This is a genomic window from Ferruginibacter sp. (assembly GCF_049840995.1).
GTDB lineage: Bacteria > Bacteroidota > Bacteroidia > Chitinophagales > Chitinophagaceae > Ferruginibacter.
On sequence record NZ_JASGIP010000003.1, the window covers coordinates 1,548,411 to 1,573,434 of the forward strand.

The 25,024-nt window shown below is 42.5% G+C and carries 29 protein-coding genes; 23 read left to right on the forward strand and 6 right to left on the reverse strand.

From position 1 onward, the window contains the following. Nucleotides 1–127 precede the first annotated feature (127 nt). From QM738_RS08430 to yidD, 11 genes are all read left to right on the forward strand, one after another. On the forward strand, nucleotides 128–3,001 hold the full coding sequence (locus QM738_RS08430) for a T9SS type A sorting domain-containing protein (protein ID WP_462276248.1): 2,874 nt from the start codon (nucleotides 128–130) through the stop codon (nucleotides 2,999–3,001). 123 nt (nucleotides 3,002–3,124) lie between these two features. After that, nucleotides 3,125–3,886, forward strand: coding sequence for an isoprenyl transferase (locus tag QM738_RS08435; protein WP_462276249.1), 762 nt, complete (start codon nucleotides 3,125–3,127; stop codon nucleotides 3,884–3,886). Between the two features lie 109 nt (nucleotides 3,887–3,995). Beyond that, the gene (locus QM738_RS08440; protein WP_462276250.1) at nucleotides 3,996–6,719 is read left to right on the forward strand and encodes a BamA/OMP85 family outer membrane protein; all 2,724 of its coding nucleotides are present in this window, start codon (nucleotides 3,996–3,998) and stop codon (nucleotides 6,717–6,719) included. 74 nt (nucleotides 6,720–6,793) lie between these two features. Continuing rightward, complete coding sequence (locus QM738_RS08445) at nucleotides 6,794–7,306, forward strand: OmpH/Skp family outer membrane protein (protein WP_462276251.1); 513 nt, start codon at nucleotides 6,794–6,796, stop codon at nucleotides 7,304–7,306. 74 nt (nucleotides 7,307–7,380) lie between these two features. Then, the gene (locus QM738_RS08450) at nucleotides 7,381–7,653 is read left to right on the forward strand and encodes an OmpH/Skp family outer membrane protein (RefSeq protein WP_462276252.1); all 273 of its coding nucleotides are present in this window, start codon (nucleotides 7,381–7,383) and stop codon (nucleotides 7,651–7,653) included. 4 nt (nucleotides 7,654–7,657) lie between these two features. Beyond that, nucleotides 7,658–7,933, forward strand: coding sequence for an OmpH/Skp family outer membrane protein (locus QM738_RS08455; RefSeq protein ID WP_462276706.1), 276 nt, complete (start codon nucleotides 7,658–7,660; stop codon nucleotides 7,931–7,933). Between the two features lie 76 nt (nucleotides 7,934–8,009). Continuing rightward, nucleotides 8,010–8,546 (forward strand): OmpH/Skp family outer membrane protein, encoded by a 537-nt coding sequence (locus tag QM738_RS08460; protein WP_462276253.1) that lies wholly within the window; start codon nucleotides 8,010–8,012, stop codon nucleotides 8,544–8,546. A gap of 36 nt (nucleotides 8,547–8,582) precedes the next feature. Then, nucleotides 8,583–9,404 carry a glutamate racemase gene (gene murI / locus QM738_RS08465; protein WP_462276254.1) on the forward strand — a complete coding sequence of 274 codons (822 nt, stop codon included), beginning with the start codon at nucleotides 8,583–8,585 and terminating at the stop codon, nucleotides 9,402–9,404. Nucleotides 9,405–9,537: 133 nt separating this feature from the next. Further along, nucleotides 9,538–9,705 (forward strand): 50S ribosomal protein L34, encoded by a 168-nt coding sequence (gene rpmH, locus QM738_RS08470; protein WP_462276255.1) that lies wholly within the window; start codon nucleotides 9,538–9,540, stop codon nucleotides 9,703–9,705. Between the two features lie 81 nt (nucleotides 9,706–9,786). After that, on the forward strand, nucleotides 9,787–10,221 hold the full coding sequence (gene rnpA, locus QM738_RS08475; RefSeq protein ID WP_462276256.1) for a ribonuclease P protein component: 435 nt from the start codon (nucleotides 9,787–9,789) through the stop codon (nucleotides 10,219–10,221). Further along, complete coding sequence (gene yidD, locus QM738_RS08480; protein WP_462276257.1) at nucleotides 10,196–10,426, forward strand: membrane protein insertion efficiency factor YidD; 231 nt, start codon at nucleotides 10,196–10,198, stop codon at nucleotides 10,424–10,426. Before rnpA ends, yidD begins: the two co-directional genes overlap by 26 nt. Here the strand turns inward: yidD and QM738_RS08485 are convergent. Together QM738_RS08485 and QM738_RS08490 are read right to left on the reverse strand one after the other, a co-directional pair. Continuing rightward, on the reverse strand, nucleotides 10,408–10,986 hold the full coding sequence (locus tag QM738_RS08485; RefSeq protein ID WP_462276258.1) for an LPXTG cell wall anchor domain-containing protein: 579 nt from the start codon (nucleotides 10,984–10,986) through the stop codon (nucleotides 10,408–10,410). The genes yidD and QM738_RS08485 overlap by 19 nt on opposite strands. A gap of 84 nt (nucleotides 10,987–11,070) precedes the next feature. Then, nucleotides 11,071–11,673 (reverse strand): superoxide dismutase, encoded by a 603-nt coding sequence (locus tag QM738_RS08490; RefSeq protein ID WP_462276259.1) that lies wholly within the window; start codon nucleotides 11,671–11,673, stop codon nucleotides 11,071–11,073. Nucleotides 11,674–11,752: 79 nt separating this feature from the next. Here QM738_RS08490 and QM738_RS08495 point away from each other — a divergent pair, with 79 nt between their 5' ends. Next, the gene (locus QM738_RS08495) at nucleotides 11,753–12,142 is read left to right on the forward strand and encodes a T9SS type A sorting domain-containing protein (protein WP_462276260.1); all 390 of its coding nucleotides are present in this window, start codon (nucleotides 11,753–11,755) and stop codon (nucleotides 12,140–12,142) included. On the opposite strand, the gene QM738_RS08500 is transcribed toward QM738_RS08495, so the two are convergent. After that, entirely contained in the window at nucleotides 12,143–12,580 is a 438-nt protein-coding gene (locus QM738_RS08500) for a nucleoside deaminase (protein ID WP_462276261.1), read from the reverse strand. A 38-nt stretch (nucleotides 12,581–12,618) separates the two neighbouring features. Here QM738_RS08500 and QM738_RS08505 point away from each other — a divergent pair, with 38 nt between their 5' ends. The 5 genes from QM738_RS08505 (at nucleotide 12,619) to QM738_RS08525 (ending at nucleotide 16,213) form a co-directional block, all read left to right on the forward strand. Beyond that, nucleotides 12,619–13,992 (forward strand): aldehyde dehydrogenase, encoded by a 1,374-nt coding sequence (locus QM738_RS08505; protein ID WP_462276262.1) that lies wholly within the window; start codon nucleotides 12,619–12,621, stop codon nucleotides 13,990–13,992. A gap of 27 nt (nucleotides 13,993–14,019) precedes the next feature. After that, nucleotides 14,020–14,763, forward strand: coding sequence for a hypothetical protein (locus QM738_RS08510; protein ID WP_462276263.1), 744 nt, complete (start codon nucleotides 14,020–14,022; stop codon nucleotides 14,761–14,763). Nucleotides 14,764–14,851: 88 nt separating this feature from the next. After that, nucleotides 14,852–15,451 (forward strand): glutathione peroxidase, encoded by a 600-nt coding sequence (locus QM738_RS08515; RefSeq protein WP_462276264.1) that lies wholly within the window; start codon nucleotides 14,852–14,854, stop codon nucleotides 15,449–15,451. A gap of 10 nt (nucleotides 15,452–15,461) precedes the next feature. Then, entirely contained in the window at nucleotides 15,462–15,980 is a 519-nt protein-coding gene (locus QM738_RS08520) for a hypothetical protein (RefSeq protein WP_462276265.1), read from the forward strand. After that, on the forward strand, nucleotides 15,980–16,213 hold the full coding sequence (locus QM738_RS08525; RefSeq protein WP_462276266.1) for a CBU_0592 family membrane protein: 234 nt from the start codon (nucleotides 15,980–15,982) through the stop codon (nucleotides 16,211–16,213). Before QM738_RS08520 ends, QM738_RS08525 begins: the two co-directional genes overlap by 1 nt. Before the next feature lie 66 nt (nucleotides 16,214–16,279). Here the strand turns inward: QM738_RS08525 and QM738_RS08530 are convergent, their stop codons facing one another. Both QM738_RS08530 and dusB read right to left on the reverse strand, forming a co-directional pair. Beyond that, nucleotides 16,280–16,882 (reverse strand): transposase, encoded by a 603-nt coding sequence (locus QM738_RS08530; RefSeq protein WP_462276267.1) that lies wholly within the window; start codon nucleotides 16,880–16,882, stop codon nucleotides 16,280–16,282. Between the two features lie 300 nt (nucleotides 16,883–17,182). Further along, nucleotides 17,183–18,223, reverse strand: a complete 1,041-nt coding sequence (dusB, locus tag QM738_RS08535; RefSeq protein ID WP_462276268.1) for a tRNA dihydrouridine synthase DusB — start codon at nucleotides 18,221–18,223, stop codon at nucleotides 17,183–17,185. 101 nt (nucleotides 18,224–18,324) lie between these two features. On the opposite strand from dusB, the gene QM738_RS08540 reads away from it, so the two are divergent. The 4 genes from QM738_RS08540 (at nucleotide 18,325) to QM738_RS08555 (ending at nucleotide 21,176) form a co-directional block, all read left to right on the forward strand. Then, nucleotides 18,325–19,332, forward strand: a complete 1,008-nt coding sequence (locus QM738_RS08540; RefSeq protein ID WP_462276269.1) for a lysostaphin resistance A-like protein — start codon at nucleotides 18,325–18,327, stop codon at nucleotides 19,330–19,332. 66 nt (nucleotides 19,333–19,398) lie between these two features. After that, a complete protein-coding gene (locus QM738_RS08545) occupies nucleotides 19,399–20,238 on the forward strand; it encodes a phosphatidate cytidylyltransferase (protein WP_462276707.1) in 840 nt (279 codons plus the stop codon). 36 nt (nucleotides 20,239–20,274) lie between these two features. After that, entirely contained in the window at nucleotides 20,275–20,931 is a 657-nt protein-coding gene (locus QM738_RS08550) for a phosphatidylserine decarboxylase family protein (protein ID WP_462276270.1), read from the forward strand. 71 nt (nucleotides 20,932–21,002) lie between these two features. Then, nucleotides 21,003–21,176 carry a hypothetical protein gene (locus QM738_RS08555; RefSeq protein ID WP_462276271.1) on the forward strand — a complete coding sequence of 58 codons (174 nt, stop codon included), beginning with the start codon at nucleotides 21,003–21,005 and terminating at the stop codon, nucleotides 21,174–21,176. A gap of 51 nt (nucleotides 21,177–21,227) precedes the next feature. Here QM738_RS08555 and QM738_RS08560 read toward each other — a convergent pair whose 3' ends face one another. Beyond that, nucleotides 21,228–21,923 carry a YjjG family noncanonical pyrimidine nucleotidase gene (locus QM738_RS08560; protein ID WP_462276272.1) on the reverse strand — a complete coding sequence of 232 codons (696 nt, stop codon included), beginning with the start codon at nucleotides 21,921–21,923 and terminating at the stop codon, nucleotides 21,228–21,230. 56 nt (nucleotides 21,924–21,979) lie between these two features. Between QM738_RS08560 and QM738_RS08565 the strand changes: the two genes are divergently transcribed. Both QM738_RS08565 and QM738_RS08570 read left to right on the forward strand, forming a co-directional pair. Then, nucleotides 21,980–22,681, forward strand: a complete 702-nt coding sequence (locus tag QM738_RS08565) for an SDR family NAD(P)-dependent oxidoreductase (protein WP_462276273.1) — start codon at nucleotides 21,980–21,982, stop codon at nucleotides 22,679–22,681. A gap of 425 nt (nucleotides 22,682–23,106) precedes the next feature. Continuing rightward, nucleotides 23,107–25,017 carry a BatD family protein gene (locus QM738_RS08570; protein ID WP_462276274.1) on the forward strand — a complete coding sequence of 637 codons (1,911 nt, stop codon included), beginning with the start codon at nucleotides 23,107–23,109 and terminating at the stop codon, nucleotides 25,015–25,017. Nucleotides 25,018–25,024 lie beyond the last annotated feature (7 nt).

Sequence of the window (25,024 nt, forward strand, 5' to 3'; positions counted from 1 at the left end):
TTTTGAAACATCAGTTTATATTCCCAACCAGAGAATACAGATCAAGCACCAATCCTGCGAATAATACCGCAAATCCTTTTATTTCTGTGATGAAACCATAGTTTATCTCACCACTAACAAGTTAACTATGGCGTTCATTCGCAACTGCTTTTTTACAGCAGTAATGGTATTTTGTATTTCAGTAAATACAAGTGCCCAAACGATATACTATCCGGACCGCTCCTCTCAATTGCTTAAAGCAACTGCAGAAGATGCAGCTATGCTTTTACAAAAAGCCATACCGGGCAGCAAGTTCAATACAGCTGCATATACCAGCAACCCGTTAAGTGGCATCATATTAATATACGATACCAGCATTACCGATAACCAGGCCTGTAAAACACAGAGCGATGGCAGCAGCTATATTAAGTTTACTGCGGCCGGCGATAATGGTCTGCACTACGGTATTTATCAATATCTCTACCAGCGTGGTTTCCGTTTTTACCAGCCCGGCAGCATCTGGGAAGTTACTCCTGTGCTTGCCTCGGCCTATAAAAAAATGGATACTGTGTATACCTGCAGTTATAAATACAAAACATGGTTCATCAGTGGCGGGCACAACCGCTGGATAATGGATAATAACTCCGCTTACGGATGGGATACTTATTTTGGCGACAATGGCCATAACTGGGCATTGTACCAGCGCCGCAATGGTATGCTGGGCAGCTCTATCTTTAAAGGTCACCGCGATGATGTAATGACCGGCACCTATCTTACCACCTTGCAGAACAATCCCTGCTATGTAGCCAATTACAATGGTTCAAGAGTAGCAGGCAGCCAGTCGGTACCAGATATTTTTAATAACAGCGCCAAAGAATTATGGGCCAACACGCTGGAACAGAAATACACACAATATCAAACCACCATCTTTGGTAACACCAACCTGTACACGAATATTTACAGGAACTACCGTTATAACAATGATTATATAGGTATTGAAGTACCGGATGGCGCTAAATGGGGTAACTCAAAAGATAATGATGTGTGCAGCGCAGTAGATTATCCATCTGAAAGTGATCAGCATTTTTCGCTGGCGAATGCTACCGTACAAAAGATAGCTGCAAAATACCCGGGCAAACGTTTTCAATTATATGCCTATTCCGGCCATGCCGATGTGCCTTCTGCATCCATTGCCATCAACAACAATATAGATATACAGCTGATACCAACCGTATATCAAATGGAAAGCAGCACCAATGGTTTAAGGAACCGCTGGTACAACCGTTCTAAAAATGTTTCGGAATACCAGTACCTCAATCTTTCGGGCTGGAGTGGTGAAACACCTTCTTTTAAATGGGATGACCTGAAGACCACTTTGCAGATAGCAAAAGATAAAAAAACACAGGGTGTGATGTGGGAAGCATCGCCTGCAAAATTCGGTAGCCTGCCCTTTTTACTGGCCAGCAACAGTTACTTAAAAGATAATATTGAAGTAGACAGTACCCTGCATGAGTTCTGCAATAATATGTTTGGCGCCGCTGCCAATACCATCTATCAATTGTTTCAATTATGGGGTGGAGAAGAAACCGGTGCAGATAAATATACTATGCAGATATACCTGCAGCTGCTGCACACTGCTGCACAGCAAACTGCCAATGCACCTGATGTGGTAAAAGAAAGATTGCGGGAGCTTAAGGCATACCTGCACTACATGGTATTGTATTTTGATATGGCTAATGACGATCAAAACAAAACGATCACAAAAGCTGATAAAGACGCCGCCATTTGTATGTACCTGGCCAAGACCAACAAAATGCAGCTGGTGAACAGTTATTATATTATTGCCAACCTGGTGGGCAAATACGCCACCACCAGTGATTTTTATGTAAAATACAACGTGGTTAACGGTACCGCTTATGCGAACGGTAACCTGCCTTTGATCACCGCTGCAGAAATTGACCAGTACTTTTTGCAGGATGTAAGCCTGTATGCCAACCAGTTCGACCAGTTTAAACAACTGGAAGCAACTGCTGTAAAAAGCCAGTTTACAAAAGCTGCAGTGGCGCCATTGGCAACCATCAATACCAAACTGCTGTACACCAATGGTATCAATTACTATAATAAAACATCGTACAATATCATTGCATCAGCTGCGGGCAGCTTCAGCATAAAATATACACCTACTTTCGAAATGCAGGGCAAGGGCTATATCAATTTTGAAGTGGAAGTAGCGGGCACCAGCCTGCAGGTGGTAAAAGATTTTACCATAGATAATAACAGCAAGGCCGGTACATTAAAAGTAGACCTGCCAAAAGCCGGTAATTATGTTTTGACCATCGTTTCAAAATACAAATCATCGGTAGAGCTGGCTATCACCACCAACGGTAATTATTTTTATAAGAATGGTGCTTTCCTCGGCAACAAGACCGAAAGCTACCGTTCGGATCTTAACAGCCTGCCCGGTTATTTTTACATTCCGGAAGCCGTGAGCAAAGTATATTGTAATGTCAACAGTTTTTCTGGTGGTAAATACGCCAGTGCAGAAACCATCAGCAAAAGCTTTGACCTGAAAGATAATAACGGCAAATCAGTTCAGCTGCGTTTTGTAACCCCCAAAGATTCTTCCTTAATGGTACTGGAAATTCCCGAAGGCGCCGGCGGCACTTTCTGGCAGGCTGCTAACATGGCCCAGTACACGCTGCAGTTCATTACCATCAGCAACCAATTGTGGTACGCACAGCGGGTGCTTACCAGTAAGCCATCGCAGCATGTGGAAGAAAGTACTGCGCCCAAAGGCACAGCGGCTGTTTTTCCTAATCCTTCCACCGGTATTTTTAACTGTGCCAAGAACGGCAGCCCGGTAAAAGCCAGCCAGGTAGTGGTTTACAATACGCAGGGCAACGTGGTGGGCAGCTTTACCGATGCCACCCAGTTCAACATCAGCAAACTGGCTGCCGGCATGTACCTGTACCGCATGGTGGTGGATAAGGAAGTATTTGATGGTAAGATCGTTAAGCTTTAATGGGCCAAAAACCGGCCCGGGCAGGCCATAAGATTTCCCCCAAAACGCTTATTGCAACTAAATTTTATTACTTTTGCAGCCCAAAGTCAGGCCCCGTGCCTGACTAATAGTTTTAAGCGTTTTATGAGCCTGAAGGATAAAATAAACAAACAGCTGCTGCCAAAACACATTGCCATTATCATGGATGGAAATGGCCGTTGGGCAAAAGAAAAAGGCGAAGACCGCCTGTTTGGCCATTGGAACGGGGTGGAAAGTGTGCGGGATGTGGTGGAAGGCGCTGCCGAACTGGGTGTTCAATACCTTACGCTGTATGCCTTTAGCACCGAAAACTGGGACCGCCCTGCTTACGAAGTAAGCGGCCTGATGGAATTGCTGGTGGATACCATCCGCAAGGAAGTGCCCACGCTTAATAAGAACAATATCCGACTGCACGTGATCGGCGATATTGATATGTTACCCCCGCAAGCCCGGAAGGAACTGGATGAAGCCATCCGCGAAACCGGCGCCAATACAGGCCTCAACCTTATTATGGCCTTAAGCTACAGCAGCAGGTGGGAAATAAACAGGGCTATTAAAAAAATAGCCGAAGATGTAAAGGACAACAAGCTGCAACCGCAGGACATTTCTACCGAAACCATACAAAAATACCTTTGTACAGCCAACTTTCCCGACCCGGAACTGATGATAAGGACCAGTGGTGAATTCCGGATCAGCAATTTTTTACTGTACCAGCTGGCGTATGCCGAATTGTATTTTACCAACACCCTCTGGCCCGATTTCAGAAAAGAGAATTTATACGAGGCGATACTGGATTACCAGGGCAGGGAGCGGCGTTTTGGAAAAACCGGGGAACAGATCAAGAACGAAACCGCTGCAAATAAGTAATATTTATCATACCGGCGCCCGGTACTGTTATTTTGCCGGTTTTTGCAGTCAGGTTTAACAAATAGTTTTAATTAATGGGCTTAATTTGCCGCCCATAAAATACCAATTGATGCACCTGATCTACAAAAGGATTTTTTTTATTGTTACCATTCTATTCAGCAGCCAGTTTGTGATTGGGCAGGTTGAAACCCCGGTGTCTGTTGATCCCGAACTGCAGAGAATATTTGAATCAAAAACTCCGAAAGAATATACTATTGCAGGTATCACAGTGAGTGGTACCAAGGCCTTCGACGAAAACCTCATTATTTCTATATCTGGCCTGGCCGTTGGCGACAAGGTGATGATACCCGGTACCGACGTGTTTTCCAAAGCCATTTTAAAACTGTGGAAACAGAGCCTTATCTCCAATATCGTGATCTCCTTCACCAAGCTGGAAGACAGGAACCTGTTTGTGCATTTTGAAATTACAGAAAGGCCCAGGCTGGCAAAATTTGAATTCATAGGTGTTAAGAAAGGAGAGAAAGACGACCTGCAAAGCAAGGTGGCATTGGCAAAAGAAAGGGTGGTTACAGAAAATATGAAGCTGAGCGCTGTGGAGGCCATCAAAAAATTCTATTCAGAAAAAGGATACCGCAACGTGGATGTGCAATTGAAGGAAGAAATGCTGCCCAACGTGAACAACTCGGTATCGCTTACATTTACCGTTATTAAAGGCAATAAAGTAAAAGTAAACTCTGTAAACTTCAGCGGCAACGAAACAGTTACCGAGCAAAAGCTTAAAAAGCAAATGAAGGGTACCAAGGAAATGCCACGCCTTACACTGTATCCCATCACGGTAAAAAATCCTTACAGCGACAGTTCTCAAAAGTTAACTTTCAAAGAATATTTAAAGCAATACGGCTACCTTTCTTTATCCAAAACAAAAGAACTGCTGGACCCTTATGCACGTATCAAATTAAGCTCGGGTAAATTCAGCGATAAAAAATATATAGAAGATAAGGAAAGGGTGCTGGACTTTTATAACTCACAAGGTTACAGGGATGTGGTGATAGAAGGCGATACCTCTATCTACGATGTAAAAGGCAACCTGAACCTTTTTGTAAAAGTGAATGAAGGCAGCAAATATTATTTTGGCGACATAGTGTGGAAGGGTAATACCAAGTATTCGGATTCTTTACTGAACCTGGTATTGGGTATTAAAAAAGGCGATGTATATAATATGGAACTGCTGAACAAACGCCTGGGTAAACAGGTATCTGCAGAAGGCGGTGATATACAGAGCTACTATATGGATGATGGTTACCTGTTCTTCCGGATAGACCCTGTAGAAACAAAAGTATACAACGATACCATTGATTTTGAGATACGCATGACCGAAGGTCCGCAGGCCACTTACGGCAATATCACTATTTCCGGTAACGATAAAACAAAGGACTATGTTATCCGTCGTGAATTAAGGACCATACCGGGCGAAAAATTCAGCCGTTCAGATATCATCCGTACACAAAGGGAATTGGGTCAATTGGGCTTTATCAATGCAGAAAAGATCAACCCGGTAGTGGTACCGAATGCTGATAACGGAACGGTGGACATTAACTGGGAGATAGAGGAAAAATCGGCCGACCAGCTGGAACTTTCGGCGGGCTTTGGTGGCGGTATCGGCTTAACGGGTACATTGGGTATTACGTTCAATAACTTCTCGATAAAAAATATCACCAAAAAATCTACCTGGGATCCATTGCCTTCTGGTGACGGTCAAAAGCTGAGCGCCAGGGTGCAATCCAATGGTAAGGCTTTCCGCTCTTATAACTTCTCGTTTACTGAGCCATGGCTGGGCGGAAAAAAACGTAATTCATTTACTATCGGTTACTCCAACACGAAATATGCCAATGCATACGATTCGTATACAGGAACCTACTGTAAATCGTGCGGTGATACTTCGTATGTAAAAACAAGCAGCTTCAGCATATCGCTGGGTAAGCAGTTAAAATGGCCGGATGATTATTTTAACCTGATCTATGCATTGAATGTGCAGCAGTATAAGTTGAAGAACTATCCCAACATATTTGCGGGCTTAAGTAATGGTACATCCACCAACATCAGTTTAAAGATCGCATTGGTGCGTAACTCAGCGGGCCCTAACCCGATATTCCCTACCAGCGGATCTAACTTTATGCTGAGCGGACAGTTCACGCTGCCTTATTATGCATTGGGTATTACTTCGGGTGCGGAAAACCAGTATAAATTACCGGAGTTCCATAAATGGCGTTTCAATGGCGAATGGTATGTGCCTATCGGCAGGGCCAGGGGCGCTGAGCATAACAAACAATTTATCTTAAAGGCTGCTGCCAAATACGGCTTTATCGGCCGCTATACCAGCAAGCTGAATATTTCACCGTTCGAGCGCTTCCAGTTGGGAGATGCGGGCCTGAGCAACAACTTTGCATTGCTGGGGTACGATATTATTGCACACCGTGGTTACCCGGTTTATTCATCATCCGATCCAAAAGTGAATCCTGATGGTGGTACACCGAGCCAGTACTTTACCATTTTTAATAAATACACCGTGGAATTGCGTTATCCATTCAGTACCAGTGCAAGCAGTACTATTTATGGATTGGCATTCTTTGAAGCGGCCAATGGCTGGTACGACTTTAAGAGCTATAATCCGTTCAAACTGCGCCGTTCGGCAGGTTTAGGTATGCGTTTCTTCCTGCCTATGTTTGGCTTGTTAGGATTTGACTACGGTATCGGCTTTGACAGGTATACCCCTTCGGGTGGCTTAAAAGGTGCAGCTAAATTCACCTTTATGCTGGGCCAGGAACCGGAATAAGATTTTTGATTTGCGATATGCGATTTTGGATTTAAAAAACATATTTTTAAAGCCGTATTAAAAAATTGAAAATTATGAAGAAGATATTTTTCCTTGCAGCCTGCACTTTGTTACTGGCTACCGCTTCGCAGGCGCAACGCTATGCTGTTATCGATTCCAAATACATACTGGAAAAAATGACGGATTATAAAGATGCACAGAAAAAACTGGACCAGTACAGCGAACAATGGCAGCAGGAAATAGACCAGAAGCAGGCCATGGTGGATAAAATGATAAAAGACTATGATGCAGAACAGGTTATGCTGAGCGACGAATTGAAGAAGAAAAGAGAGGACGAATTATTCAATAAACAAAAAGAACTGCGGGACCTGCAAAAGAAACGCTTTGGTTTTGAGGGAGATTTGTTCAAAAAAAGGCAGGAACTGATAAAACCCATACAGGACAAGGTATACAACGCCATACAAAAAATGGCGGTAGACAGACAATATGATTTTATATTGGATAAAAGTGAAGGAATTACCGTTATCTTTGCCGACCCCAAACTGGACAAAAGCGACGAGGTACTGAGGAATCTGGGTGTTAAATAAACTGTTAATTACTGGCTGCCACGCAGCTAAAACCATAAAAAAACAAACTATAAAAAGTAAACTTTAAACAAAAAATGAAAAAATTAATCGTAGCTGGTGTAATGGCATTATCGTTTTTAGGTGCATCAGCCCAAACAAAAATTGGTTACGTGAACACGGATGAAGTAATTGCTGCTATGCCCGAAACCGAAAAAGCCAATAAAGAATTGCAGGAATACCAGGAATCACTGGTTAAACAGGGTGAAGAACTGGAAAAAGAAGCCAACGATAAAAGTGCACAGTTCATTAAAGATTCTGCTACCATGTCTGCAAGCATGAAAGAAATAAAAAGAGACGGAGATCATTAAATTAATACAGAGGGTTCAGAACTACAACCAGGAAGCGCAGGATAAAGCTAAACAGGCTGCACAAACAAAATTTGCACCTATTCAGCAAAAAGCAATGGAAGCCATTAAATCGGTAGCTAAAAAAAGCGGTTATGCTTATATACTGGATATCAATTCAGTGTTAGTAGGCCCTCCAGGCGATGATATTTTACCATTGGTTAAAAAAGAAATGGGTATTGTTGAAAAACCAGCTGCAACATCACCTGCTACAAAAACTCCTGCAAAAACAGGCGGTAACTAATACTTACAGTAACACTATATTTCAAAAGCCATTTCAATAAAACGAAATGGCTTTTGTGATTTTATAAACAACCGGTATGCTGAAAAAACTATTCCTTATTATTTTATTGCTGGTAAGTTTTGAAGCGATGACCGCTCAGAACAAGATCGGTGTTATTGATATAGATAGTTTGATAAGCCTAATGCCCGAAACAGCACAGGCAAATCTTATTTTGATAAAATTCCAGGATTCATTAACGGGAGAGTTGGGTAAGCTGGAACATTTACAGGATAGCATAACTAAAAGCTGGATCAATTGCCACTTTTGTTATGTTCCAGACAGCGCTAAACCTTTACGTAGGGAGACCATGATCAGGATAATACAGCAGATACAAAACTTCAACCAATTTGCGCAGGACCTTACAAAGCAAAAAGCGGAAGACATGTTCAAGCCTATAAAAGAAAAAGCTATGGATGCGATCCGTAAAGCAGCGCAGGAAAATAATTACAATTATATACTGGATATTAACTCGGTAAAATTTGCCCTGCCTGCTGATAATGTACTGCCATTGGTGATGAAAGTACTGGGCATACCACTCAATACCAACACAGTTGCTCCGGGGGAGAAAGGCTGATTTTCCTTCTACTATTCAAATGCTTATTTTTGATACATGATTAAAGGCCCCATTGGTGTATTCGACAGCGGTTACGGCGGTTTAACTGTTTTAAAAGAAATAGTAGCGCAGTTGCCGCAATACGATTACCTGTACCTGGGCGATAATGCCCGTGCGCCTTATGGCCCCCGCAGTTTTGATACCGTGTACCAGTACACTTTGCAATGCGTGGAATGGTTCTTCAGCCAGGGCTGTTCGCTGGTGGTGCTGGCCTGCAATACCGCCTCGGCCAAAGCATTGCGTACTATTCAGCAAAACGATCTTGAAAAAATAGCGCCGGGCAAGAGAGTCCTGGGCGTGATAAGGCCCACCACGGAAGTGATCGGCAGTTTATCGAAAAATAAAACGGTAGGCATTTTAGGCACCCATGGTACGGTGCAGTCCGGCTCTTACCCCATCGAGATCGCTAAATTCTATCCCGAAGTAAAAGTATACCAGGAAGCATGCCCTATGTGGGTGCCCCTTATAGAGAATAACGAACACCAGGGCCCCGGGGCGGATTATTTTGTACGAAAGCATATCGACCATTTGCTCGCCCAATCGGAGGGCATTGACACCATTTTGCTGGCCTGCACCCATTATCCTTTGCTGGCTGATAAGATAAAGCAGTTCATTCCTGCTGATATACAATTACTGTCGCAGGGAAAGATAGTGGCCGAAAGCCTGCAGGATTACCTGGACCGACACCCGGAAATTGCCGGAAAATGCAGTACCGGCGGGCAGATCACGTTTTTTACCACCGACTCTACTGAAGATTTTGATAACCATGCCACTACATTCTACGGAAAGCCCGTAAAGTCAAGCCATTTACAGCATTGAGCGCAAAAAATCTGCGATCAGCTAGCTAAAATCTAAAATTTTACTGTACCTTCGCCGTCCTTTCACAAGCAATGGGGATGGTGCCCTGCTGTATAGTGTAAAAATTATTTTTTAAAGGAAAAATTTTAAAACAATGCCAGGTAAAAAAAGAACCTACCAGCCTCATAAACGCCGCAGAAAATCAGTACACGGTTTCCGTAAACGTATGGAAACTGCTAACGGACGTAAAGTATTAGCAAGCCGCAGAAAGAAAGGACGTCATAAACTGACTGTTTCCAGCGAACGTGGTGATAAAAAATAAGATAACGGCCGTTTCTTAAATGAAACCCGGTAAAATAAATTAGTCCCCCGATTTATCGGGGGACTTTTTAATTTTGATACATTGGCAGTACAGCAACGATATACTTTACAAAAGGGAGATAAGCTGAAAAGCAAAAAACTCATTGAGCAGTTGTTCAAAGAAGGAAAGTCTTTTTCGTTATTTCCCTTCAGAGTGTTGTACCTGGAAGCTCCAGCTTCCAACCCTTTTCCGGAAGCTGGAGCTTCCGGGTACCTGCAAACCGCCTTCAGCGTAAGCAAAAAATATTTTAAAAAGGCAGTGGACAGGAACCGTGTTAAAAGATTGATGAGGGAAGCATGGCGCCTGCAAAAAAATGAACTGTCGGAAAAATTGCAGTCAACAAATAAAGGGCTGAATGTGTTTATAATTTACACCGGTAATGAACTGCCGCAATACGAACTGGTTTTTGAAAAAACAAACGCAGTGATCAGGCGGCTGATAAAGATCCAACATGAAATTACTATTGCAAATACTTAGTTTCCCTTTTATACTGCTGATAAAGCTGTATCAATGGATCATTTCGCCCTGGCTGGGCAGCAAATGCCGTTATACACCCACCTGTTCGCATTACGGCATTGAAGCATTTAAAAAATACGGACCCATCAAAGGTTTCTGGCTTACTGCAAAACGCATTGCACGCTGCCATCCCTGGGGCGGTCATGGTTACGATCCGGTACCCTGAATTTGCTCCTCCTGTTTCTTTTTCCTTCTTCTTACAAAGAACCATATAATGCCTGCAAGGCCGGCCAGCCCTGCAACGGAATATAAAATGATATTGGTATAATGCCCCCGCTTTGCAGCTTTGGCATCTGCAACCAGTTGCTTGTTGCTAATGCTGTCGGTATTGCCTTCGCTTACAATTTTGTTGGCGTTGGATAATTCCTGCTTTGAAAAATACAACGAATCATTTTTTATTGCGTGTAAGATGATCACATAATCAGGCGAGTAATAATTGGAGAATAAAACGGTGTCTGTTGACTTTTTTGTACTGCTGTTGACCGCCCAGAACCAATAACTGAAAGGAGCGCCATGGCTGGACATCATATCCAAAGAAGTATCGGCAGTAATGGCTTCTGCATTATCCATGTTCTTACCGCTCCAGTAAAAAGTATAACCGGTCATGTCTTTTATGCCCTGGAAACTTATTTTACTGCTGTGCATTTCGGCTTTACCGGGCGTATCTGCAAACGCATAAATATTGCAAAGTAAGATGGAGCATACTGCAAGGCTTCTTTTGATCATCAGCATAGTTTACTACAAGATATTATAAAACTAAAAAAGCTGCAACAGTTAGTTGCAGCTTTTAATATCAGTATGTGTTTAAACTTATGCAGCAGCAAAACGTTCAGCTACTTTATTCCAGTTTACCACGCTCCAGAAGGCAGCTAAATAATCTGCACGGCGGTTCTGGTATTTCAGGTAATACGCATGTTCCCATACGTCGCAACCCAGTACAGGCGTACCTTTTACATCTGCAATTTCCATTAAAGGATTATCCTGGTTGGGAGTGGAAGATACTTCCAGTTTGCCGTCCTTAACGATCAGCCATGCCCAGCCACTTCCAAACCTTGTCATACCAGCTGCGGCAAATTTTTCTTTAAATGCATCAAAGCTGCCGAAAGCTGCGTTGATGGCATCGGCCAGTTTGCCCGAAGGAGCGCCACCCGAATTAGGTGCAAGGCTTTCCCAGAAAAAGCTGTGGTTCCAGTGCCCGCCACCGTTATTGCGAACAGCAGGAGAAATAGCGCCGGCATTCTTTACCAGTTCGGCCAGGCTTTTATTTTCGTTTTCGGTTCCGGCAATCGCTTTATTCAAATTATCTACATAGGCCTGGTGGTGCTTGCCGTGGTGTATCTGCATGGTGGTGGTGTCGATATGTGGCTCTAATGCTTCGTGTGCGTAAGGCAGAGCCGGTAGTGTAAATGCCATAGTCTTAAAATTTTTTATGATACTGTTATGAAATATAAGGTTACAAATTTACGTTATTGGTTTCCTATTCGGTTATAAAATGAAAAAAATTATAATACTGGTGGTTGCGTTTTTGGGAATTTATGAGGGCTTTACACAGCTCCCTGCTGCCGCTATTGTAACCGATAGTGTGGTAAAAACCGTGAAAAAAATGGCGCCGGATTCTTTGGCAGTTAAGGAAACCGCAAAGGTGAAACTGTTCCCCAATCCTGCTAAGAACAAGGCGGAGCTGGAGGTTACAGGTTTTGAACCCGGTATCATCAAACTGCAGATCATCGATATCAGCGGTAATAAACTGCGGGATGACGAACGCCTGCTGGTAAGTGGTAATGAAAATATAACACTGATGTTCTCGTTGCAGGCGGGTATTTATTTTATCGTGATCAGGCAAAAAGATAAGCTGGTAAAGAAAAAACTGGTGATACAGTGATCACCTTCTTGCTTTGAAAAAATCTTTCATCAGTGTAGCGCATTCTTCTTTTAAAATACCTCCTTCCAATACAGTTTTAGGATGAAAAGGATTGTTGTTGCCGGTGCTTCTGCGGTAACTGTTCTTATCATCATCGGCACCATATACTATGCGGCCGATCTTACTCCAGTACAAAGCACCGCTGCACATCAGGCAGGGCTCTACGGTAACGTACAAAGTAGCTTCGGGTAAATATTTGCTGCCTAAAAAATTATAAGCTGTAGTAAGGGCCAGTATCTCTGCATGAGCAGTACTGTCGTTTAACAGCTCCACCTGGTTGTGGGCACGGGCAATGATCTTATTGCTCATTACCACAATGGCGCCTACGGGCACTTCGCCTGCATCAAAAGCTTTCTGCGCTTCCTTTAAAGCCTGCTGCATGTATTGTTCATCATTCATACCAACCTATTTATTACCTTGCTGCAAATTTAGTTGTAATGGCAAACATACATCAACTTTCGGCCATGCGCCGGTATTTTGAAAGCGGTGCAACAAAGCCCTACGATTTTCGCCGGCAACAATTATTGAAATTAAGGACTGCGTTGCAGCAATACGAAAGCGCTTTTTACGAAGCCTTGTATACCGATCTTAAAAAAAGTCCCGAAGAATGCTGGGTAACAGAAACCGGTTTTTTATTAAGCGAGATCAATGCCACGCTGAAGCATTTTAAAAAATGGATGCACCGGGAAGAAGTATCCACCAACCTGCTGAATGTACCTTCCAAAAGTTTTGTGATGAAAGAACCATTGGGTGTGGTGCTGATCATTGGTCCGTGGAATTACCCCTTGCAATTACTGTTCACACCACTGGTGGGCGCCATTGCAGCCGGCAACTGCTGTGTATTAAAAGCATCCGAATTTGCGCCGGCAACAGCAGCAGTGATGCAGCGACTGGTCAAAGAAACTTTTCCCGAAGAATATATTTTGTTTACCGAAGGCGATGGCGCGGCTGTGATACCGGCCATGATGAACAATTTTGATTTTGACCATGTGTTTTATACCGGCAGCATCGCTGTAGGAAAAATAATTTATAAAATGGCGGCCGAAAAACTGGTACCCGTTACGCTGGAGCTGGGCGGCAAAAGCCCCTGCGTGGTGGAAAGCGATGCAAATATAACTGTAACGGCTAAGCGCATTGCTATGACCAAGTACAGCAATGCCGGGCAAATGTGTGTAGCGCCGGATTATGTGCTGGTGCATGAAAGTAAAAAAGAAGAGCTGATCGCTGCGTTAAAAAACACCATTACAAAATTCTTTGGCACTAAAGCAGAAGAGAGCTACAACTACAGCAAGATCATTAATGAAAGGCAATTTGACCGGCTGGTGAATTATTTACCGCAAGGGAATATGTTGCATGGTGGAAGAACAGACCGGCAGAAATTATTTATTGAGCCGACCATTATCGATAATGTTGATCTTGCTGCACCGGTAATGAACGATGAGATATTCGGGCCGATACTGCCGGTGATTGCATTTAATACCAAAGAAGAAGCGTTAAAGATAATTGCGCAGCATAAAAACCCACTGGCTTTTTATGTTTTTACTTCCAGCAATGCAAAAGAAAAAGACTGGCTGAACAGTGTAGCTTTTGGTGGCGGCTGCGTGAACAATGCCAGCTGGCATTTGACCAATCATCATTTGCCCTTTGGCGGCAGGGGTTTTAGTGGTACCGGTAATTACCATGGTAAAAATTCCTTTGATACATTCAGCCACAAAAAAGCAGTGATGAAAACGCCTACCTGGTTCGACCCGGCAATAAAATACCCGCCATTTAAAGGGAAGTTGAAATTGTTTAAGTGGGTGATCAGGTAATGAATAATTAAAAATGGATAATTGATAATGGGGAAAATTGTTGCAGCATTAATTTTATTGTGCGGTTTTTTTGCTTGTAAGCAGGCAAGTAAAAAAACTGTTGCAGATACACCCATAGCAAAGAACGATACATTTGATTTTTTTTATGATGAATATAATATTCCGATCGTTGCAGGATTTGCGGTAGACTCACTGAAAAAATATGATAAAGCAACTGATTATACCGAAAGACTTATATATCCTTATTTAACCGAAAAGGCTTATAAGAAAGTAAATGGGATATTGAAAAATGAGATAGAAAGAAAAGCAGCGCTTTGTTATGTTGACTCAACAGATACCCAGCCTGTTGACACAAGTGAAGAAGTGTTGGGTGTGGAAATAGATAATATCTTGTTGCAAATGTACGCTAAGGGAAAATTGGTGAGTTATGGGTTCTTAAGCGAATCCAGTGAACCTCACCAAATGCGACCCTTCCGGAAATATTTTTCTGTAAACTATGATACGGCTAAAAAGAAGTTTATTCTTTTTGATGATTACTTTAAAATATCAGGACATGATGATTCCGCATTGGTAAGATCGATAATTTACAGCGAGGTAGGCAACCCGGATTTTAATTTTATTAGCTTAGGCAATGAGATCAATTTTTCATTCGATAAAGACCATATTTATTTCTATTTTGACATGTTTGGCGATCTCGGCAACCCAATAGGAGAAGTAAAAAGAGTGAAAAGAAAATATCTGGATAACTTTATTAATAATGACTATAAATAAAAAACCAAAACGATTTTTAATTGTTCTTGCAATATTGATCACTACCTTCTTTACTTATGTAGAAGTTGTAAACCGAAATTCAAAAAATATGAACTACCGACAGAAATTTTTAAAAGCTGTGTACCCGGCCTGGATGTGGTGGACGAAACTTACGGGCAAAAATACCGAAGCCCTTGCTGGTACTAAAGAGCCACCTGTTTCTTTCTATACGCAAAAAGATGTGCTTATCAATGGCGATACGATCGATTTTGGCAGTTTGAAAGGGAAAAAAGTGTTGCTGGTAAATACTGCCAGCGAGTGTGGCTATACCCGCCAATACGACGATCTGCAGCAACTTTCCCAAACCTATAAAGATCAACTGGTGATACTGGGTTTTCCGGCCAATGATTTTAAAGAACAGGAAAAAGGCAGTAATGCTGAGATCGCGGAATTCTGCCGGCTGAACTTTGGCGTAACTTTTCCTTTGATGCAAAAAAGCGTGGTGATAAAATCCCCGGCACAGAATACAACCTTTCAATGGTTAACGCAGTCATCTAAAAATGGATGGAATGATAAAGCGCCTACCTGGAACTTTTCCAAATACCTGGTCAATGAGAAAGGTGTACTGACGCATTATTTCGATCCTTCCGTTTCTCCTTTGAGCGACGCAGTAAAAGCTGCTGTTGAAGACAGCAGCGCCATTAAATAAAACGAAAGCTATGTTCACCACCTCCGATATTGAAAAATATTTTAACGGCGAAAAGCAGGAAAGCCTCTTGTTCCTTTTCATAGGTATTGCAGGTATTGTTACAGCGTTGATCTTTTTCTTTGCCTGCAAAACCAGTTTTTACAAAGGCGCTGCTGTGCCTTTACTATTGATCGGTGTAATGCTGGGTGTTATTGGTTATACTGTTTATAAAAGAAGCGATGGCGACAGGGTAAGAAATGTTTATGCCTATGGCATGAACCCCGGCGAATTGAAAAATAAAGAATTGCCCCGTATGCAAAAAGTAATGCAGCATTTTACAGTATACCGCTATATTGAAATAGCATTGCTGCTTGCCGGTATATTTTTGTACTGGTATTTTAAAGATGTTGCAGACAAAGTATTCTGGAAAGGATTAGGGTCAACGCTTGCCATAATGGCCCTGCTGGCATTAACTGCTGATTATTTTGCAGCACAACGCGGCAAGGTTTATGTAAATGGACTGGAATCTTTTGTACAACAAAATCACTGATGAACTACAACGATATCATAGGTACTATTGGTGTTGGCCTGATACTGCTGGCCTATTTTTGCAATACTTTTGGATGGATCAACAATAAGAGCAAACAATTTTTCCTGCTGAATATTATCGGTGCAGGTCTTGCCTGTTATGCCTCGCTGCTGATCAACTATTGGCCTTTTGTAATTTTAGAAGGCACCTGGTTCCTGGTGTCTGTTATCGGCCTGCTGCAAAAGGCAAAATAAAAAGGGTCGGCAAGGGTCGGGACGCTTTCAGCGGCCTGAACCTTCTCTCCGCAGGTCGCTTCTTATTTAATACAACCGCTCAATAATTTGTGCCGATACATTTTCCAACAACCTTCTTTTTATATCTGTCAATTCAAGATCCACAAGATTGAGAAAAATCTCTTTATTACATAAACTGCCATTTCTTATCCCTACATAGTCTGGATAGGATGAATAAGACCAATCAGCAAGTTCTTTCACCAGGCTGGCGGCCACAGGATTATTATGTATATAAAAAAAGCAATTCTCTAAATAGCTCTGCTTTTTTCCTCTGACTGTCTCCGATAATATTTTCGCTTTTGTTTTTTGTTGAAATAAGGAGCCGGTGGTTTTTTGTTGCTTGTTTATCGCTTGCGAATAGCTGCTTAGTAATATGCCTGTACGATATGCAAATTCCTGCATTGGTTTACCGCCAAATGATATTCGTTCTTTGATGCTTCTTTCATTTGCTTTTATGAGCAAATGAAAATGATTGGGCATTAAACAATAGCAAATTATATCTGCGCAGGGTAGTAATTGATCCCGTATCTTTTTTATGAAAAAGAGATAATTGTTTTGATTAAAGAAAATAGGTTTTTGCTGATTGCCCCGGTTATAAACATGATAAAATTCGTCTTGTATCAGGTACATGATTATTGTTTTAAGTGTTTAATATTGTTCAGGTCATCTTGATCAGCATGCAAGTTGTTCAGGTCGCATAAAGCGCCCCGACCAAAAGAAAATTGTTCAGGTCGCTGGTAGCGCCCCGACCAATGGGAAAATCGTTCAGGCCGCTTGAAGCGTCCCGACCGATAGTGATATTTCAGGAGAAGGTTTAAAATTGCCCAGGTTTTTAGGGCGTTTCGATCAGCAGGTAAATTGTTCAGGTCGCTTGGAGCGCCCCGACCGGAGGGAAAATTGTTCAGGCCGCTGAAAGCGTCCCGGCCAATTTTACACCGGGCACTTTTCGTGGTAATTGATCAACTCAATAGGCGTTTTTTCAAATTCAAAGCCCTGGTATTTTACAGCGATCTCGTCCAGTACGGCATCGATCTCTTCCACTGTATCGAGTGTTACCAGTTTAAGGCGGTAATCTTTTATACCAGGCATGCCTTTTAAGTAATTGGTATAATGCCGGCGCATTTCAAAGATGCCTACTTTAGGGCCTTTCCATTCGTAGGATTTATGCAGGTGTTTTTTACATACCGCCACACGGTCTTCAATGGTGGGTGGCGGTAAATGTTCGCCGGTCTTTACAAAATGTTTTATTTCATCGAATATCCAGGGATAGCCAATTGCAGCACGGCCGATCATGATACCATCCACACCGTATTTGTTTTTATACTGCAATGCTTTTTCTGGACTGTCAATATCTCCATTACCAAAAATGGGAATCTTGATACGGGGATTCTCTTTCACTTTAGCGATCAACGTCCAGTCGGCCTCACCTTTATACATTTGCGAGCGGGTGCGGCCGTGAATGGCCAGGGCTTTGATGCCTACATCCTGCAGGCGCTCTGCCACTTCCTCAATATTTTTGGTATTGTCATCCCAGCCAAGCCTTGTTTTAACGGTTACCGGTAAAGTAGTTGACTTTACAACGGCATCGGTTAGACGCACCATCAGGTCAATATCTTTTAATACGCCTGCACCTGCACCTTTCAACGCCACTTTTTTTACCGGGCAACCAAAATTAATATCCAACAGATCGGGATTGGTAACATCCACAATTTTTGCCGCCAGCGATAAGCTGTCCTCATCTCCCCCGAATATCTGGATGCCAATGGGTTTTTCGTAATCAAAAATGTCGAGCTTTTTACGGCTCTTGATCGCATCCCTTATAAGGCCTTCACTGCTGATGAACTCGGTATACATCAGGTCGGCACCATGGTCTTTACAAACTGCACGAAAAGGGGGATCGCTTACGTCCTCCATGGGCGCCAGCAACAGCGGAAAGTCGGGCAATTCAATATGTTCACCTATTTTGATCATCGTTAATTGTTCATTATCAATCATTCACCTGAAAGCTATAACAGGCGGGAAGTGCATGGCTATGGCAATTCCCTTATTTTTGCTGCAAATTTACAACATATATGGCGCATGTGGCAACAAGGCGGTTCACTTACTGGGGCCAGCTGGGTATTTTAATGCTGCTGATGGGAGTAGGGCTGTTGGTGGGGCAGGGTATTGACCTGCTGATACTGGTATCTAAATTTCCCGCTCTTCTTTCAGATCCGGAAAAAACAATGAATCAAATACTGGTGCCCGAAAATGCGGATATCCTGCGGCTGACACAACTGATAGCTGTGCTGCTGATGTTTGTTGCACCGGCTATAATATATGGGCGTATCTGTCATCGTAAACCGCTGGTGCACCTGGGCCTTGCCAAAAATGTATTTATACCGCAGGTGGTGATCGCTGTTTTTTTAATACTGGCCGCACTGCCATTGGTAGGCGCTTTCAGGGAACTGACACAACATTTACCACTGGGCGATTATATCAGGAAAAAAATAGCAGCTTCCAAAGAAGAATATTCAAAAACCATCATGGCCATTGCAGTAATGCGCAGCTTTGGCGAATACCTGCTTACACTATTCATAGTGGCGATATTACCGGGCTTTGCAGAAGAATTATTTTTCAGGGGCGCTGTGCAAAATCTTTTTACAAGATGGTTTAAAAATCCTGCTGCAGCCATCCTTTTATCCGCATTTATCTTCAGCCTTTTTCATTTTGAATATTCTGATTTTATCGGCCGGTTCTTTTTAGGCATTGTGCTGGGCTGGGTATTTTATCTTACCGGAAACCTATGGCTGAATATCTGCATGCATGCGGCATTCAACGGGCTGTCGGTTACGGGTCTGTATCTTTCATTACGATCTGGTGGCAAACTGGATACCAAAGATGTCGAAGACCATTTTAATATTTATTTTACTGCAGGCGCTGTAGCTATACTTTTATTACTGGCTTATTATTTTTATAAACTCAATAAAAGCAGGAATGCAGCAACACCCGGGGAAGAAATCATGTTGCCGGGCTATACTAATCCCCGTGATCCATTTACAGATGATCTCAATTCAATAGGCAATAAAAACCAGGCTTAATATATGGCATTGAACCTTGCAACACTCAGGACCCGTTCACTTACCGCTGCTGTTTTTGTAGTGGTGATGCTGGCTGGATTGTTATGGAATTTTTGGAGTTTTTTTATACTGTTTAGTGTTATACATTTTGGATGCTGGCTGGAATTCTTAAAATTGGTTGAAAAAATTTGCGCTGTTACAATTGATAGTATTATTAAATGGTTTTTTGCCATTTGTGGTTTTACATTAATGGTTGTGCTGGGAATATCCCGATATACTTTTGATGTTGGTATAAACATTTTTGGGGTATCAATCAGTTTTAAGCTGCTATTGTGGGGTTTAATGATGATTTTTTTATTAGCCTTTATTCTTCAAAATAAAGAGCTTTCCGTAAAAGCAAAACAAATGTGCTTTGGTGGTTTTTTTTATATCACTATGCCTATTATAATGTTACTGGATCTTGGACTTAAAATTGAAATAGAAAATTTTAATGGTGTGAGCGAAACCGGGATTTCAGTTAGTTATGTAAACTCTTACCTGCTTCCCTGTGCCATAATTTTTTCCATCTGGATAAATGATACCATGGCATACATAGTTGGTTCCTTGATAGGTAAAACACCTTTTTCCAAAATATCTCCCAAAAAAACATGGGAAGGTACTATTGGCGGCGCATTACTTTGCGTAATAGTGATCGCAACTATTGCTTATTTTTCAAAAGTACTGCCGGTAAAAGATGCCGCTGTGATCGCCGCCCTCTGCGCCATTTTCGGTACTATCGGGGATCTTTTTGAAAGCAAGCTGAAACGTATGGCCAATGTAAAAGACAGCGGCGCTATCATGCCCGGCCATGGTGGTTTTTTAGACCGTTTTGACAGTTTATTATTTGCTGCACCCGCAGTATGGATCTATGTAAAACTGCTGATGTAAATTTTCCAACCTATATTTGCGGTTCAATTCATGGGCATGACAATTCACCGGGAGGGATATAAATCCATAGCTATCGGCACCTTAATTTTTGGAGCGATCAATTTTGCAGTGCTGTACTTTTTCAGCGCTTCGCTGCCGGCGCTTTGCTGGGCTATATTCCTGGTAACACTTTTTTTATTGCTGTTCCTCATTTCATTTTTTCGCATACCTGCACGTAAACTCACCACCGGTGATAACCTGGTGGTAGCGCCTGCCGACGGTAAAGTAGTGGTGATTGAAGAAGTGATCGATGTGGAATATTTTAATGCCAAAAGACTGCAAGTATCTATTTTTATGAGCCCGGCCAATGTACATGTGAACCGCAATCCCATCAGCGGCGAAGTGGTTTACAATCAATACCACAAGGGCAAATACCTGGTGGCCTGGAACCCCAAATCTTCCACTGAAAATGAAAGACATAGTGCTGTAATTAAAAAAGACGGTACCGAGATACTGGTAAAACAGATTGCCGGCGCACTGGCCAAACGCATTGTGAATTACTTGCAGGTGGGCCAGAAAGTGAACCAGACCGATGAGATGGGCTTTATCAAATTCGGCAGCCGGGTAGACCTGCTGCTGCCCGTGGGCACTAAAATAAACGTGGAGCTGAACCAGGTGGTGCAGGGCGGTGTTACCGTAGTGGCCACTTTATAAGTTTTAACAATTCTGCCTTGGCCATTTAGCGGCCCTTGGGTATATTTACAATGATTAATCAAATAAACAATATGAAAAAATTCTTCTTATTAGCTACTGCAGCTTTGCTGGTTACAGGCGTTACTTTTGCCGATAACGGTAAAAAGAAAACCAAGAAATGTGCTAAAGGCAAAACCTGCTGCACCAAGTCTGCTGCAACAACTAAAGCTTGCTGCAAAGACAAAGCAAAGACCGCATCAATGTAATTTGATTGCTGTATAAATTATTGAAACCGCTGTGAGGCGGTTTTTTTGTGCCTATAAAATCGCTTCCAGTTCCTTTAAATGATAAATGGTATAGGTGGCAGGTAAATGCGATGTAGCATTGATATGATTCACAAAAACAGAATCCATACCGGCATTGATGGCGCCCTGGATATCGGCTTCCAGGTTATCGCCGATCATGATACTTTCCCGCAGCGTGGCGCCGGCCTTTTCCATGGCATAATCAAAAATTTCTTTTTTGGGTTTCAAACTGTTGCTGGCCTCGGAAGTGATGACATGCGTAAAATATTTATCCAGCCCGCTGCTGCTGAGTTTGCTCCATTGTGTTTTTTCAAAACCATTGGTGATGAGGTGCAGCACGTATTTTTTTTCAAGCAGATAATCGAGCAGTTCAATAGTATAAGGGAACAATATTTTTTTAGTAGGCAGTAATTCTAAAAATTTTCCGCTCAGTTGCCTGGCCAACTCCTCATCGCCGATCTTAAAATCCAGCAGGGTGCGCCACATGCGTTTCCATTTCAGTTCATCTGCCGTGATCAACCCGTTGTGATACCTTTCCCACAGTATTTCGTTGTGGTATAAATATTTGTTGTAAAAATCATCAAAGGGTACTGCTATTCTTTTTTCCAGTTCAAAAAAAGCATACAGGTCGGTAAGGGCAGATCTTGCGTTGGAGTTAAAATCCCAGAGGGTATGATCGAGATCAAAAAAAACGTGCTTGTACTTCATTAGCTGTTGTAGCTTTACGATTGTAGATTTGCAAAGAAAAGCAAATATCAGTAATTATGAATGTAGTTATCACAGGCGCATCAAGAGGTATCGGAAAAGCCATTGCAGCGATCTTTGCTGCCAACGGGCACCAGCTTTTTTTAAGCAGCCGCAATGAAGTGGCATTGTATAAAGCCACAGAAGAATTGCAGACAAGATTTCCCGGTATTACTGTAAAAGCAAAAGCGTTTGATCTTGCTAAAGATGCCGGCGCATTCGGTGAATGGATCAATGCTTTGGGTATTGATGTGGATGTACTGGTAAATAATGCAGGTTCTTTTGAACCCGGCAGTGTGAACAACGAAGCTGAAGGGGTACTGGAAAGCCAGCTGAGCACTAACCTGTACAGCGCTTATCATCTTACCAGGACTTTATTGCCGGGTATGATGAAAAGCAACACAACGGGCAGGCATATCTTCAATATCTGTTCTATAGCATCATTGCAGGCCTATAAAAACGGCGGCGCTTACAGTATCAGCAAATTTGCGTTGGATGGTTTCAGCAGGAATTTAAGAGAAGAGATGAAGGCCCACGGCATAAAAGTTACCGCAGTTTATCCCGGAGCTGTATTAACGGATTCCTGGGCCGGTTTCGATAATAGCCGGCACCGCATCATGGAAGCAGAAGATGTGGCAAAAATGATCTATGCTGCATCGCAACTTAGTGCAGGCGCCTGCGTGGAAGAAATTGTTATGCGTCCCCTCCTCGGCGATCTTTGAGCCACGGATTACACGAATTTGCACTGATTAGATTTATACAATAAGAAATTATTGGTTCATGAAAACCCAGCGATCCGCGGCCAAATTGAAATGCGTTTACAGCTCGGTCATCTTAAAAATGAGCCACGGATTACACGAATTTGCACTGATTAGATTTACCCAATAAGACATTATTGGTTCATGAAAACACGGCAATCCGCGGCCAAATTGAAATGCGTTTACAGCTCGGTCATCTTAAAAATGAGCCACGGATTACACGAATTTGCACTGATTAACTTTATCAAATACCCAATATTGATCCGTGAAAATCCGTGCAATCCGTGGCTTAATAAACAACGAAGTTGTTTATTAACAGTTTTTTAAAACCATTCATCTTATTCTTCCAATACATCCGTTTTATATAGGCTAAATTTGTGTATTGTAGTATGCACCCATTTTTACGAAAAATAACCTTACTGCTTTTTTGCTGCGCCGCTTATACAGCCATGGCGCAAACAAAATTTTATGCAACGGTATCATCTCCTAAAATAAGTAAGAACGAACTGCTGGAACTAAAGTTTACTGTAGAGAATGCCAAGCAGGTACAGCAGATCACACCTCCCAATCTTGCCAATTTTATAGTAATAAGCGGCCCCAACCAGGAGAGCGGCATGTCGATGATCAATGGTGATGTGAAGCAATATATTTCCTTAAGCTATATGCTGAAACCCAAAACACCGGGTAAGTTCAGTATTGCTGCTGCCACTGCCAAAGTGGATGGCAAGGAGTTAAGAAGTGATCCGTTGCCGGTACAGGTGGATAATACACTTGCAGCCAACAACGCAAACAACTCAGCTTCCAGCGGCCTTATGCCGGGCTTTAGTGGTGGTATGAATCCCTTTGCTGATGCAGACCCGGAGGCAGCATTTGGCGATAATGTTTTAAAAAAAGGAGAACATGCTGCTGATAAAGTAAATAAGAATATGTTCCTGAAACTGGACCTGGATAAAACTTCCTGTTTTATCGGCGATCCCGTGATAGCAACCTATAAACTGTATACCCGCTTAAAAAGCGAAAGCAATCTTGTAAAAAATCCTTCCTTCAATGGTTTTTCCGTGATCGACCTGCAACAACCGGATAACCTGAATTACAGAAGAGAAAAGATCAATGGAAAGGAATACAATGTATATGTGATCCGCAGGGCACAGCTGTACCCCTTGCAGGCCGGCAACCTGGAGCTGGATCCTGTAGAAATGGAAAACAATGTCACCTTCATTAAAGAAGCGTATGCCAGCAGGCAGAACAACATGCTCGGAGATATGTTCCAGCAGTTTGATGAAGCCAATATTCCGGCCGAAGGTTTGGAAACACATAAAGTTACTTTGCAGAGCAAGCCCGCCAGTGTGTTGGTAAAAGCATTGCCCGAAACAGGCGTTCCGGCAGCTTTTAAAGGAGCAGTAGGAGAGTTTACTATTGAAGCTGCACTGGAGAAAAATAATTTTACAACCGATGATGCCGGTAAACTGCGGGTGATCGTTTCCGGTGCCGGTAACCTGCAACTGGTGAATAATCCCGAGATACAATGGCCACAGGGCTTTGAAGCCTTTGACCCGACCGCGACAGATGATCTTGAAAAAACGACGGTGCCCGTAAGAGGGAAAAAAATGATCGAGTACCCGTTCACGATAGCAGAGCCGGGCAACTATACTATACCTGTTATCAGGTTCAGTTATTTTGATCCGAAAACGGGACGTTATAAAACTGATTCTACCAAACCTATCAGTTTAACGGTAACCAAGGGTACCGGCAAACCGGCTAAGCCTGCAGCAGAATTGAACAAACCTGCGGATGAAAATATCTTCAATAAATTTATTGCCAACCGCCGCCTGGTCATCAGTACGGTAGCAGTACTCATTATTTTAGGGTTGCTTTTATGGTTAAAGAAAGACAAGAAAAAAGAAGAGCGTGAACTGCAGGAAAAAGCAAAGGCTGAAGAGAAAATAGCTGCGGACCAGGAAATGGCGGCAGCTATTGCACTGAAGAATACCAACTGGCTGGAAAAAGCGTATGCTTTGCTGCAAGGTGATGGCCCTGCATTCTATAACGAACTGAATTTTGCTTTAAAGAATTTTTTGGGGCATAAACTGCAACTGCCTGTTGAGACCATCAACAAAAAGAATATCATAGAAGAGCTGGATAAAAGCAATATTGCGGTAGGCACATCTGTTCAACTGCAACAATTAATGGCTGATATTGAACTGCAATTGTACACACCTTTTGCCGAGCAGGAAAAAATGCAGCAATTGTATGATGATACAGCAGCTATTATTCAATTGCTGGACACCTACAAAGTGTAGTGTTTCC